The organism is Chryseobacterium sp. MMS23-Vi53 (genome assembly GCF_047651245.1).
In the GTDB taxonomy this organism is placed as follows: Bacteria; Bacteroidota; Bacteroidia; order Flavobacteriales; family Weeksellaceae; genus Chryseobacterium.
The window spans coordinates 1,630,847-1,644,221 of the sequence record NZ_CP180265.1; the positions used below are offsets into that span (position 1 = coordinate 1,630,847).

Sequence of the window (13,375 nt, forward strand, 5' to 3'; positions counted from 1 at the left end):
CAATAATTACCACATAATTATTATCTTCGTGCAACTAAACTACTCATTCACATTGGCTTCAAAGGAAAAAGAATTTGCGCAGCTTATTAAGGATAATCAGGGACTGATTATTAAAGTTTCGCGTTTATACACCAATTCTTTGGAGGACGAGGAAGATCTTTTTCAGGAAATTGTGTTACAATTGTGGAGAAGTTATGACTCATTTAAAGGAAATTCTAAAATTTCTACGTGGATGTACCGTGTTGCTCTGAATACAGCCATTACCCTTTTCAGAAAAAAAAGCAAGAGCCTGCCTACAAACGAATTAGACATCAATCATGCAGATTTTATCGAAGATGATGACGAAAAACAACAGCAGGTATCACTTTTGTATACTGTAATAAAGACGCTTCCCAACGTGGAAAGAGCGATCGTAATGATGTATCTGGATGATTTGCCTTACAAGGATATTGCAGAAAACCTCGGGATTACCGAAGTAAATGCGCGTGTGAAAATGAACAGATTAAAGAAAACCCTTAAAGAACAGATGGAAAAATATGCCTGAATTTGATTTAGACAGCTTTAAGAAAACGTGGCAGGAACAGCCTGTTCAGGAAAAATACGACGACAACGAAATCTTAAAAATGTTGAACAGAAAGTCGCGCAATTATGTGAAGTATATTTTCTGGATCAGTGTTGCAGAATTTATTTTCTTTTCTGTATTGGGATTGTTTTATTTTTTCCAGGGTGAAGAATCTAATAGCTTTATAAAGGTTTTAGAAAGATTGGGAGCTCAAAAAACTCCAGAAGTTGAAAATAATTTCGATAATACTTATTTAGCCATAAAAATTTTAAGTTTATTGGTTACCGCTTATTTTGTGTTTAAATTTTATCAGAATTATCGAAAAATCAAGATTGAGGAAAACTTAAAAGGGCTGATTACAAGAATTATTAAATTTAAAAAAACCGTAAATGCTTTCATTCTAATTAGCATTGTTTTGTTGGTGGCGTTTACATCGGTTTTCACTGCATTTATATTTTATGCTTTAAATACTCAGAATATTGAACCAAAAACTGCGGATCTTACCATCGTTATCGTTGGAATTGTAGTAAGTATGGTTTTAAGTATTTTATTGATTTGGCTTTACTACAAGCTAGTTTACGGAATTATCATTAAAAAACTTGATCGGAATTTAAAGCAACTTCGAGAAATAGATTCACAGGAAATTTAACATAAAAAGTGGCAGTTTGGGATTAAATTATTAATTTTATTTATCCAAATCTTTCACTTTATGCACTTATCTTACGTACATGGTGCTTCTGACATCCCATTACTAGGTGAAACCATCGGAAGCAACTTAAAACACACTGTTGAAAAATACCCCAATCAAGACGCGCTGATCTGCGTACACCAGGACTATCGCGCAACGTATCAGGAATTTTATAATCAGACAACGGCGGTCGCGAAAGCATTAATTTTTCTAGGAGCAAAAACCGGCGATCGTGTCGGAGTTTGGGCTGCAAACCGTTACGAATGGGTTCTTTTGCAATATGCAACGGCTCGAATCGGAGTTATTTTAGTGAATATCAATCCGGCTTACAGAACCAGCGAACTTATTTTCGTGATCAATCAGTCGGAAATGTCTCATATTTTTTCGTCATTAAATTTTAAATCAAGCGATTATAGAAAAATGATTGCTGATGCACGAGAATTCTGCACGACTTTAAAATCAGAAATTTTCTTTGATGACAATTGGGAAGACTTCTTGAATAACGGCCAGGAAATTTCAGACGATACTTTGCATAGTTTTGAAGAACATGTTCAGTTTGATGATCCTGTGAATATTCAATATACATCCGGAACAACGGGATTTCCAAAAGGTGTGACGCTTTCTCATCACAATATTTTAAATAACGGGTATTTTATCGGAATTCGATTAAAATATACACAAAAAGACAGAGTTTGCATTCCCGTTCCATTCTATCATTGCTTCGGAATGGTGATCGGAAATATTTGCTGCACTTCTCACGGCGCCTGTATGGTGATTCCGAATGACAGTTTTGATCCGGATATTACGTTAAAAGTCGTTTCTGATGAAAAATGTACATCATTATATGGAGTTCCTACCATGTTTATCGCCGAATTAGCCGTAAAAAATTTCGATACTTTTGATTTTTCGAGTTTAAGAACAGGCGTGATGGCTGGTTCTGTTTGTCCGCCAGAGATTATGAAAAAGGTTGAAAATTTAATGAACATTAAAGAAATGAGCATCTGCTACGGAATGACGGAAACATCTCCTGTTTCAACGCAAACTTTGATCGGAACACCTTTTGAGAAACAGGTGAATACGGTGGGAACAGTTCAGAATCATTTAGAAATAAAAATTATCGACGAAAATGGAAGAATCGTAGAACGTGGCGAACATGGAGAATTGTGCACAAGAGGTTACTCCGTCATGCTGAAATATTGGAACGATCCCGAAAATACCAAAAAGGTTTTAGACGATTCGCGCTGGATGCACACTGGAGATATGGCTGTGATGGATGATGAAGGTTACATCACAATTTCCGGAAGGATAAAAGATCTCATCATTCGCGGTGGTGAAAATATTTCGCCTAAAGAAATTGAAGATTTCCTGTATACTTATCCTAATATTTTAGATGTTCAGATTATTGGAGTTCCAAGTGAGAAATTCGGGGAAGAAGTGATGGCTTGGGTGAAAGTGAGAAAAGGTTTTAACGTAACCGAAGCTGAACTTTTAGACTATTGCAAAAGCAGAATCGCCCATTATAAAGTTCCAAAATACTGGAAGTTTGTGGATGAATTTCCAATGACGATTTCAGGAAAGATTAGGAAAGTTGAAATGCGTGAGGTTTCTATGAAGGAGCTTGGATTGGAAAAGTTTAAACTTGTTTAAACACAAATTGCACTAATATTTCACAAATAAACACAACGTTTTTCATCAATAGGAACGGGCTTTAGCCCGTTTTCAAAAAAGGAAATTTACCTATCGGCTTTAGCCAAAACTTAAAATTATTCTATAAAATTTCAATTCAAATTAAAAACAATAAAAAAGCAGTTCAAACCGAACTGCTTTCTATTTTATAATTCTTTTCTTAATCTTGCGACAGGAATATTTAGCTGTTCACGATATTTTGCAATCGTTCTTCTTGCAATATTGTAACCTTGTTCTTTTAAGATGACTACCAAAGCATCGTCCGTCAGAGGTTTTCGCTTATTTTCTTTGCTGATCACTTCCTGAAGATGTGTTTTAATTTCTTTCGTAGAAACCTCTTCACCATCATCATTCGTTAAACTATCAGAGAATAAATCTTTTAAGTAAACAATTCCATTCGGTGTATCCGCATATTTACTTTTTACAACCCTTGAAATTGTTGAGATATCAAATCCTGTAATATCAGCAACATCCTTTAAAATCATTGGTTTTAAGGACTTTTCGTCACCTGTAATAAAATAATCTTTCTGGAATTTCACAATCGCTGTAATCGTTTGCAGTAAAGTATTCTGACGTTGATTAATTGCATCAATATACCATTTTGCAGCATCCAGTTTTTGTTTGATAAATAAAGCAGCCTGCTTGTGCTCAGATGAATTTTTATCGTGAGAATATGTTGTTAAGATATCTTTATATTCCTCAGAAACTCTTAGAGTTGGTGCATTTTTGCTGTTCAGCATTGGAATAACCAAACCGTCTTTCACCTGAATCACAAAATCCGGAATAATCTCCTGATTGATCGTAATTGTCTGTGTATCGAAGTTTCCACCTACTTTTGGAGATAATTTTGAAATTTCATCTAAAGCGTCCTTCAAATCTTCTTCTTCAATATCATATTTTTGAATAATCTTGTTGTAGTGCTTATTCGTCAAAGCATCAAACTGATGTCTCAAAATATTGGCCGCCAAAGAAACTGCTTTATCAGAACTCACTTTCTTTTCGATTTGCAATAAAAGGCATTCCTGCAGACCTCTCGCTCCCACCCCTGGCGGATCCAGCTTCTGAACGTAATTTTCAAGAATATCTTCTACTCTTTCTTTCGTGGTGTAAATTCCCTGGGAAAACGCAAGATCATCAACAATAGATTTTATTTCTCTTCTTAAATATCCGTCTGTATCAAGGTTTCCGATGATATATTCAGCGATTTTAAGATCTTCTTCGTTGATGCTTGATAAATGAATCTGTTCTGTTAGATAATCATATAAAGATTGTCCTTCCGTCAAAAGACTTTCGTTATCGAATTCCTCGTCGTCCGGAGAATAGTTGCTGGACGCAGTTTTATAAGTCGGTTCGTCGTCGTAAAGATATTGGTCTACATCAAAATCAGTCTCAATGCTTTCCGTTCCTTCGTCTTGATACGCATCTTCCAGAGAAGAATAATCGTCCTCTTTCGACTCTTCCTTTACAATTTCCAAAGCAGGGTTCTCTTCTAACTCCCTTTCCAGCTCTTCTTCAAATTCCAAGGTGTGAAGCTGGATCAACTTCATCAACTGGATTTGCTGAGGCGCCATCTTCTGTCCTAATTTGAGTTGTAAGTGTTGTTTAAGCATATTACTATTTTGTGTTTTAACATAACATATTCTACGAATTTAGTCATTTTTTTGATATAAAATAATTTTTAGCACGATTTTTGCACTCAACATACCACGATAAACTATTTAAAATAAACAAAAAAGCCTTTAATTGATTTTTAAAGGCTTTTTTTGTGGTTTTTTTTATTTATTTTAATTTTTCTTCGTTACATACGGTTTGTCATTCCGTAAGAATCTAGACTCGAGTTTTAGCAAAATGGTGTTGAGATTCCTATGGAATGACAAACTTTGTGAAAATTTACCGAATGCTTTATGGATAACTTACACCATAGCCCCGATGTTCTATGTTAATATGCAAATTCTTCAAGTTAAAATTTTAAAGTTTTTCTGATAATCTGCTTGATAAGCTATTTTATTTTTGACCACACCAAAACAGATTCTTAAGAGTTTATTACAAACGGCAATCAATGCCAATTTCTTAGGTTTGCCTTTGGCCAATAATCTTAAATAAAGTTCTTTGCAGTGAACGTTGTGTTTTATTGCGGTCCACGAGCAAACATACAGTAGACTTCTGATATGAGTTTTAGAGGTTCTGCACTTTCCCGGAGAATAACATTTTTTTCCAGACTGATAAATTCTGGGAGCCAATCCAAAATATTTAACCAATGACTTTGCAGATTCAAAATTCTTAAAACCGGAAGTTGCTGCCATTAATTGTAATGAAGTCTTTTCGCCAATTCCCGATACACTTTGTATTAAATCCTTCACTTCCTTAAACTCTTCATCCTGAAGTTTTGGAAGGCGTTGCTCAACTTCATTGATTTCTTTTTCCAACTGTTTCAACCTCCTTTCATAATGCTTTTCTGTATCTGGATTTAGGTAAGGATTAAAACGAAGCGATTTTAGTTTTACAGCATATCGGCGTTTTTCTTCTTCCAAATCATTCAACAGTTTAATCTCTTGGTCAAGATGTTCAATCTCAATACTTTTGGGCATGTAATTCTCAGGACGGAACATCTCACCATAAAGCCTGATCAACTTGGCGTCTTCGGCATCAGTTTTTGTAATAATATTTTTCATCCTTGCAAAATGCTTGACAGACATACAGTTTATAAGGTTGGATTTAAAATCTTTACCCAAAGAAAAATGAAGAATTCTACTACTGTAATTACCGGTAGCTTCAATAACAAAACAATAATCATCTGAGGATATTTTCTTTAAAAATGATAATATCGAGCGCTGATTGTTTTCGATATTACTAATTTGATCCTGACCATTGTGATCATTAAAACTCAACGTTAAAAAACTTAGACCCTACATCTACTCCAATCACTTTTTTTGATAATTTTGCCATCATAAATCTTTTTTATAAAGAGGTTTTCTTCTGATCCATCATGGTAAAAGTTATTACCAACAATGTTCTATCCGGATTTGGAAGAAAACAGCAGCAGGGGAATAAAATCAGGGGCGATATCTATCTATCAATTGAACGTCTGTCTTTATCCTGCTGCTTTTTCTTAAAGTTAATTTTTTTAACTAATTTATAAATCGGTTTTTCTTAATGCAAACTTACCATTGGAACGACATCCTTTTTGTTGCGGCGGAGCAAAGCGAAGCCGTAACAAAAAAGATACAGTGGAAAGCGGGAAATAGCTTCAAATAAAAAATCCTTCCCATTAAATGAGAAGGATTTGTATAATTTATACCTAAAGTTTTTTAAAACTCTGCATTTTTCGGTGTTCTTGGGAAAGGAATCACGTCTCTGATGTTCGTCATACCTGTTACGAAAAGAACCAATCTTTCCAATCCTAAACCAAATCCTGCATGCGGAACAGAACCGAATTTTCTTGTGTCTAAATACCACCAAAGCTCATGCTCATCAACATGCATATCTGCCATTTTCTGTTTTAAAACATCTAATCTAGCTTCTCTCTCAGAACCACCGATAATTTCACCGATTCCAGGGAAAAGAACGTCCATTGCTGCAACTGTTTTGTTATCGTCGTTCAATTTCATGTAGAATGCCTTGATTTCTTTCGGATAATCAAATAAAACTACCGGACTTTCGAAATGTTTTTCAACCAAATATCTTTCGTGCTCAGATTGAAGATCGGTGCCCCAGTTTTCCACCGGATACTGGAATTTCCCTTTTTTATTCTCTTTTGAGTTCATTAAGATTTCGATTGCTTCTGTATAGCTTACACGTTTGAAACGTTTAGCAATCACATTTTGAAGTTTTTCAATCAAACCTTCTTTCGCTCTGTCTTTTTCTGCTTTTCCTTTTTGCTCTTCTTCGAAACGCTTGTCTAAGAAGTCCAAATCATCTTTACAATTATCTAAAACATATTGAATCACATATTTCAGGAAATCTTCCGCAAGGTCGATGTTATCTTCAAGATTGTTGAAGGCAACTTCCGGCTCGATCATCCAGAATTCCGCCAAATGACGAGTTGTGTTAGAATTTTCTGCACGGAAAGTTGGTCCGAAAGTATAAATTCTTCCCAATCCCATTGCTGCAGTTTCACCTTCAAGCTGTCCGGAAACCGTTAAGTTCGTTTTTTTACCGAAGAAATCCTGAGCGAAATCGATATCTCCCTGCTCATCTCTTGGAATATTGTTTAAATCGAAGTTCGTTACTCCAAACATTTCACCTGCTCCTTCCGCATCAGCTCCTGTAATGACAGGTGTGTTGATGTAAAAGAACTGGTTTTGGTTGAAGAAAGAATGCACCGCAAAACTCACAGCGTGACGTACTCTGAAAACCGCCCCGAATAAATTTGTTCTGAATCTTAAATGTGCTTGTTCTCTTAAAACTTCTAAAGAGTGTTTCTTCGGCTGAAGAATCGTTTTATCTCTTTCTTCTGTAAAGTTATCTCCTAAAATAATGATTTTTTTAGCGATAATTTCAACAGTTTGTCCAGCTCCCTGACTTTCTACAACCTCTCCTACAACTTTCAAAGAAGCTGCAGTGCTGATTTTGCTAATAATTTCTTCGTCAAAATTTTCGAAATCAACAACTATTTGCAAATTATTAATCGTAGAACCATCATTTAGCGCAATAAAGCGATTTGAACGGAACGCTCTTACCCAACCGTAAACCGTAATGTCATGATGTAATACTTTCTTGTAATCCTGTAGGATTTCCTTAATTGTCTGCTTTTTCATTTGTTGATTAAAATTTTCTATAAAAATTAATGAGTGCAAAGTTACAAAAAAACAGCGCAATTTGATGATGACGCTGTCTTAATTAAAAAATCATTTATCAATTATTTAACGAAAAACTATGCTTTAAATATTATTTTAATTAAAGAAGATCGACTTTTTATGTTTTTTACCGTTTCGGATTTTCCAGGCATGGTAAGAACTTGGAACGTCATATTGCCATTTTGGAAGTATTAAAACAATCAAAATAACATCGATATGAGAAATAAATCCTAAAATCACAGCAAGATAAAAAGCCCAACCTGCCTGTTGAAATCCGATTAAATAAGTAAAGGCAATCAGCAAACTTAATCCCCACATCTTCGATAAAAAAGCATGAGTACAGGTTTCTTTTCCAAATTTCCAAATACTTACGACATAACAAAGTGCTTCCATCACGAAGATTAAAACAATTCCTTTCCATTCGCTTTTTATTAATTCAGGGCTTAAAAAATAAGATGCAAATCCCAATGAAAGCCAGAAAATCAAATCGGTTTGACTGTCTAGTCTTCTTAATTTTTCAGAAGAAACGCCGACTTTTCGGGCAATAATTCCGTCGAAAATATCTGTCAATAATCCGAAATACATTAATCCTAAAATTAAAAATCGGGATTCTTCGCCCTTGAAATAAGCTAATGATAAAATAATTGGAGCCAGAATAAATCTTGTAGCGATTAATAGATATGGTATTGTTTTCATGATTTTTAATTTTTTTTAGCCTTAAAATTCCAATTGATAAGAGGCAGTTTTCTCTTCTCATTTTCATTCCACCAACCTATTTGTACCCCTCTAAAATCATCACATTTATTGAAGGCACCGACTTGCAGACCTCTGCATTTTTTTCCAACATTGGCGAGAGTTGCCACCGAAACCCCTTTCATTTCATCGTGAATATTCAAAATTGGAGAAATTGCTACTCCATTTGTTATCGCATGACTTCCAATATTGCTGGAAATATTAAATTCCAAACCATTAGTGATTGTAGGTTCCATATTTATTAGTGACAATTGCATCCCGTTGATTTTATTCATTTTATCTTTATTGGCAATCCCCGTACTTTCAAAATTCCATTTATTAGCTTCCGGTAAATTAAACAACATCATCGCAGGAAAAAAAACACCAATGAAGTTGACTCCCATTCCTAATCCATTTACTTTTTTAGGTTTAAAATTTTCGCCCTCTTCATCAAAATACTTAAACAATAATCCGTTTACGTTTTTTACATTTTTCGATGGAGAAAAAGCGACAACTTTTGTTTTTTTTAGGTTTAAACTATCTTGAGCTTTAAAAAAATTAATTAATAAAAGGCTCATTATTAATAAAATCCGTGTTCTCATAATTCATTATTTTAAAATTTATGACTCAAAATTATTGGCGAAAAACGCGAAAACAAATGCGAAAAAAAATTAAAATAAATAACTAAATTTGTGAAAATCACAAAACCATGCATCAGGAACGTTTGCTTAAGGAAATTCGAAAGAAAATTGGCGATAAATCGTTGAATGACGAAATTGCGAATATCCTGAATATTAGCTATGATGCAGCACATAGAAGAACTTCTCTTAAAGCAAAATTCAGTTTTGAAGAAGGCTTGGAATTGGCAAAATATTATCAAATCTCGTTAAATCAATTCATCACTTCCGATCAACAAATTGTTGTGCAAAAAACTACGGCAGTTACTGAAACGAATGATTTACAGTCATTTTTTCAAAATAATCTTAATGTTTTTGAAAATCTTCCGCTATCGGATGGGATGACGATTTATTATTCGGCGAAAGATATTCCGTTTTTTTATACGCTTTCAGATACTTTGCTTTCCCGTTTCAAAATTTATGTTTGGATGAATTTATTGAATTCAAAACAGGTTTTCATTCCTTTCTTGCAGTTTTCACCACCGGATTCTGAACCCAATACCAAAGAACTAAGAAAAAAATATGAAGAGCAAAATGTTGTTGAATTATGGAATGATATGACTGTTTCCAGTATTTTGCAGCAAATTTTATTTTACTACGAAACCGGACTTTTAAAGAAAAATGAAGCCGAAATTATTTTAAATTAGTTAAAAGATTTAATCGAATATATCGAGCAAAAGACAGAAAATAATCCTAAATTTCATCTTTATGAAAATGAATTGATGCATCTTTCCAACGATATATTTTTTTATCATCCGCAACAGTCGCTTTTTGCGTTGCCTACGAATATGTTCGGATATATTTTGATTAATGATGCTAAAACCTGTAATGAAACGAAGAATTATTTTGAACATCAGATTCAAAACTCAAAATCACTGAACACTTCGGGAAATCGTGACAGAAAAATATTTTTCAATAAAATATATAGACAGATTGAAAATTTAAAGCAAAAACTATAATATGAAAAACCTTCGTAATGGTGAATTTTTTGGGCAAACCAACGCGACATTCAGTTTCGATGGATTGACCATTACGGATACGGAATACACCCATCCTTTCGTTGATTGGCATTATCATGAAAATCCTTATTTCACCTTTCTGCTACAGGGAAATATGAAGGAAGGAAATAAAAAAGAAATCTACGATTGTTCATCCGGAACGTTACTTTATCATCATTGGGAAGATGCGCATTACAACTTAAAACCTGAAATTTTTACACGCGGATTTCACATTGAAATTACAGAAGATTGGTTTGAAAAATTTCAACTTTCGAAAAATCAGATTGAAGGAAGTTTTAATATTAAAAATCCGTCTTTAAAATTATTGATGTATCAGATTTTTAAAGAAACAAAAATTGGTGTTGATTCATTTGAATTAAGTGTTCATCAGCTTTTACTGAATATTTTTAATCAATTATCCAATCAAAAAGGAAATTCAGAGAAAAAACCGATTTGGGTAAAACAAATTGATGAAATCTTACATGAAAATTGTACAGACAAACTCAGTTTACATGAACTTTCAGAAGATTTAAATATTCATCCAATGCATTTGAGCAGGGATTTTCAAAAATATTTTCATTGTAATTTGGGAGAATATCTGAGAAAATTAAAAGTTGAAAAATCACTAAAACTTTTGAATGAATTTGAGTCTTTATCGGAGGTTGCATTAGAATGTGGATTTTCGGATCAAAGTCATTTTATTCGCTGTTTTAAGGAAAATATGGGAGTTACTCCATTGAAATATCGGAAGATTTTGAAATGATTTTTTATCCCACAGATTACACGGATTTCACTGATGTTTATCTTTTAATTTTGTAAGTTTTAAAAATATGTACAATAATCTGTGAAATCCGTATAATCTGCGTAAATTATAAAACGTTAATTTCATTCTATTTTTTTTGAAAGTCAAAGTCTAATTTTGTCAGACAAAAAAGATCATCATGTCTAAATTCTCACAACAATCTAAATTCTCTCTATCTTTAGTTCTATCAATAATATTTCATTTTTTTTCTTTCGGTCAAAAATTAAATATTGTCGAAACTGAAGGTATAAAAACAGAATTACATAAAAATAATATTGGCAAAATATTTTTTACAGATAAGAAAATAGGGAATGATATTTTGAAGCAGAAAGATTTTCTGAATTCTTACACGCTTACGAATAAGAGTAATCTCTTTTTTGTCGCTTACTTTGACAATTCTTTGACCAATTATAAGCACTTTTTATCGCCGAAAATTCCTGTCGATTCTTTATTTAAAAGTGGAAATTATCAATTTACATTATTCGTAGATGGAAACGAAATTTATAAAAGTAATCTAATGCCGGGAGCTCCACAATCTGAAGTTCAAGATAGGGCTACCTTTCTGAATCGCCCTTTTATAGATAATATGAATGGTCAAGGTTCCTGGAGCGAATCTTTTTGGAATCGATTTCTTAATAATGGTGGAGATCAAGCTCTTTCGGACGGCAGTCATACTCTGAAAATGGAAATCCGACCTTATGTAAAAAACGGAATTCTAAAAACAGGCGAGATAATTGCTTCCGGAAGCCTGAAACTGAATGTTGTAAGAAATCCCAAAATTGACATTTCAAATATTACTTTAAATAAAATAGTTCCTTACGATGGATTTTCTATCTCCAAAGAAAAATATGATACCGAAAAAATAAAATTACTAAAAGGTTCTATAGATGAGGGAATATTTAAAAAGATAAATAGCGTTGTCGTTATAAAAAGCGGAAAAATATTAATTGAAGAATACTTCAATGGCGAAAATAGAGAAACGCTGCACGACCCGCGTTCTGTTGGGAAATCTTTTGCTTCAACGTTAATGGGACAGGCAATTTCAGATGGTTATATCAAAGATGAACAACAACCCATTAAAGATTTTTATCAGCTTAATCAATTTGAAAATTTTAGTAAAGCCAAAGAGCAGGTTACCATTAAAGATCTGCTGACGATGAGCTCCGGATTCGACGGAAATGATGAAGACGGAAACAGTCCCGGAAACGAGGAGAATATGTACTCTACTCAAAATTGGATAAAATTTACGCTGGATTTGCCATTTCAGGAGAAGCTTAATCATCAATGGCATTATTTTACTGCAGGAGTGGTTCTTTTAGGAGATATTCTTGATCAATCTGTTCCAGATGGTTTGAAGAATTATGCTGATGAAAAGTTATTCAAACCCCTCGGAATAAATCATTACGAATGGCAATATACACCCCAGAATGTACCAAATACAGCAGGAGGAATTAAAATGAATGCTTTGGATTTCGCAAAATACGGACAGCTTTATAAAAACGGCGGGATTTGGAATGGAAAACATATTCTCTCCAAGAGTTGGGTAAACGGCACTTTTACAAAACAAAAGCAAATACCCGACAGAAAAAATGAATATTATGGTTATCTGTTCTGGAATAAAAGCTATAAATCAAAAGACAAATTATATGAAGCTTACTATTGTGCAGGAAACGGAGGAAACTATATCTTGATTTTTAAAGACAAGCCACTGGTAATCGTAATTACAGCAAGTGCATATGGACAACCTTACGCTCATTCTCAGGTTGATAAAATTATACAGGAATATATATTACCCGCAGTTTATGAGTAATAAGCAATTGGTAATGAGTAGTAAAAATTTGGTCAATAATGTGAATGGTCAATCGTGAATTGAGATCTCACGAGAAGATTATTCGTCTTTCTTAGAAGGAACCAAAAAAACATCAATAAGACCTTCAGGAAGCTGCATTTTGATGGTTCGTTCTTCACGATCAACTTCAAGAATCCAGTCTTTGATCATAGGAATAACGACTTCCTTTCCATCAAGATTGGTGATAAAATAAACCTGAGCGGTTTGATCATTTACAGATCGAATCACACCACAGTTATTATTATTTTCATCAAAAATTTCGAAACCGATGATTTCGTGGTAGTAAAATTGTTTGCCTGTCAGTTTTGGTAAAGAAGCCAAGGGTAAATAGACATTTTTACCTAAAGACTGGTCTACCAGCATTTCTGTAGAATTTTTGAAAGCAATATTCAGAGCATCTAATTTGCTCCAAGATGATTTTGCAATAAAAAAAGGAACCAATAATCCGTTGATTTCAACGAATATTGATTCCAGTTTATTGTAAAGCTCGGGTTGATCTGTATCCAATTTAAGGATTACATTTCCCGCAAGTCCGTGTCTGCGTGTGATTTTTCCTAACAAATAGCAATCTTCTTTACGCATACA

The 13,375-nt window shown here is 33.7% G+C and carries 13 protein-coding genes; 7 read left to right on the top strand and 6 right to left on the bottom strand.

Annotation, left to right across the window (positions count from 1 at the left end):
- The first annotated feature begins 52 nt into the window (after positions 1–52).
- Genes ACKX2A_RS07225 through ACKX2A_RS07235 form a run of 3 tightly spaced genes read left to right on the top strand, consistent with a single transcriptional unit; the run spans position 53 to position 2,897 of the window.
- Positions 53–544 carry an RNA polymerase sigma factor gene (locus tag ACKX2A_RS07225; protein ID WP_072954385.1) on the top strand — a complete coding sequence of 164 codons (492 nt, stop codon included), beginning with the start codon at positions 53–55 and terminating at the stop codon, positions 542–544.
- A complete protein-coding gene (locus ACKX2A_RS07230) occupies positions 537–1,211 on the top strand; it encodes a beta-carotene 15,15'-monooxygenase (protein WP_415328707.1) in 675 nt (224 codons plus the stop codon). Before ACKX2A_RS07225 ends, ACKX2A_RS07230 begins: the two co-directional genes overlap by 8 nt.
- A gap of 60 nt (positions 1,212–1,271) precedes the next feature.
- Entirely contained in the window at positions 1,272–2,897 is a 1,626-nt protein-coding gene (locus ACKX2A_RS07235; protein ID WP_415328709.1) for an AMP-binding protein, read from the top strand.
- A 185-nt stretch (positions 2,898–3,082) separates the two neighbouring features.
- On the opposite strand, the gene rpoN is transcribed toward ACKX2A_RS07235, so the two are convergent.
- From rpoN to ACKX2A_RS07260, 5 genes are all read right to left on the bottom strand, one after another.
- Positions 3,083–4,546 (bottom strand): RNA polymerase factor sigma-54, encoded by a 1,464-nt coding sequence (gene rpoN, locus ACKX2A_RS07240; protein ID WP_415328710.1) that lies wholly within the window; start codon positions 4,544–4,546, stop codon positions 3,083–3,085.
- Between the two features lie 345 nt (positions 4,547–4,891).
- A complete protein-coding gene (locus ACKX2A_RS07245) occupies positions 4,892–5,824 on the bottom strand; it encodes an IS110 family transposase (protein ID WP_415328321.1) in 933 nt (310 codons plus the stop codon).
- Between the two features lie 420 nt (positions 5,825–6,244).
- Positions 6,245–7,693, bottom strand: a complete 1,449-nt coding sequence (asnS, locus tag ACKX2A_RS07250) for an asparagine--tRNA ligase (RefSeq protein ID WP_415328711.1) — start codon at positions 7,691–7,693, stop codon at positions 6,245–6,247.
- A 135-nt stretch (positions 7,694–7,828) separates the two neighbouring features.
- Positions 7,829–8,428 carry a CDP-alcohol phosphatidyltransferase family protein gene (locus ACKX2A_RS07255; RefSeq protein ID WP_415328712.1) on the bottom strand — a complete coding sequence of 200 codons (600 nt, stop codon included), beginning with the start codon at positions 8,426–8,428 and terminating at the stop codon, positions 7,829–7,831.
- Between the two features lie 5 nt (positions 8,429–8,433).
- Positions 8,434–9,042 carry a hypothetical protein gene (locus ACKX2A_RS07260; protein ID WP_415328713.1) on the bottom strand — a complete coding sequence of 203 codons (609 nt, stop codon included), beginning with the start codon at positions 9,040–9,042 and terminating at the stop codon, positions 8,434–8,436.
- A gap of 131 nt (positions 9,043–9,173) precedes the next feature.
- Between ACKX2A_RS07260 and ACKX2A_RS07265 the strand changes: the two genes are divergently transcribed.
- The 4 genes from ACKX2A_RS07265 (at position 9,174) to ACKX2A_RS07280 (ending at position 12,751) form a co-directional block, all read left to right on the top strand.
- Positions 9,174–9,788 (top strand): hypothetical protein, encoded by a 615-nt coding sequence (locus ACKX2A_RS07265; protein ID WP_415328714.1) that lies wholly within the window; start codon positions 9,174–9,176, stop codon positions 9,786–9,788.
- 75 nt (positions 9,789–9,863) lie between these two features.
- A complete protein-coding gene (locus ACKX2A_RS07270) occupies positions 9,864–10,100 on the top strand; it encodes a hypothetical protein (protein WP_415328715.1) in 237 nt (78 codons plus the stop codon).
- A 1-nt stretch (position 10,101) separates the two neighbouring features.
- Positions 10,102–10,902 (top strand): helix-turn-helix domain-containing protein, encoded by an 801-nt coding sequence (locus ACKX2A_RS07275; protein ID WP_415328716.1) that lies wholly within the window; start codon positions 10,102–10,104, stop codon positions 10,900–10,902.
- Between the two features lie 178 nt (positions 10,903–11,080).
- Positions 11,081–12,751 carry a serine hydrolase domain-containing protein gene (locus tag ACKX2A_RS07280; RefSeq protein WP_415328717.1) on the top strand — a complete coding sequence of 557 codons (1,671 nt, stop codon included), beginning with the start codon at positions 11,081–11,083 and terminating at the stop codon, positions 12,749–12,751.
- Between the two features lie 78 nt (positions 12,752–12,829).
- Here the strand turns inward: ACKX2A_RS07280 and rimM are convergent, their stop codons facing one another.
- Complete coding sequence (rimM, locus tag ACKX2A_RS07285) at positions 12,830–13,372, bottom strand: ribosome maturation factor RimM (RefSeq protein ID WP_415328718.1); 543 nt, start codon at positions 13,370–13,372, stop codon at positions 12,830–12,832.
- Positions 13,373–13,375 lie beyond the last annotated feature (3 nt).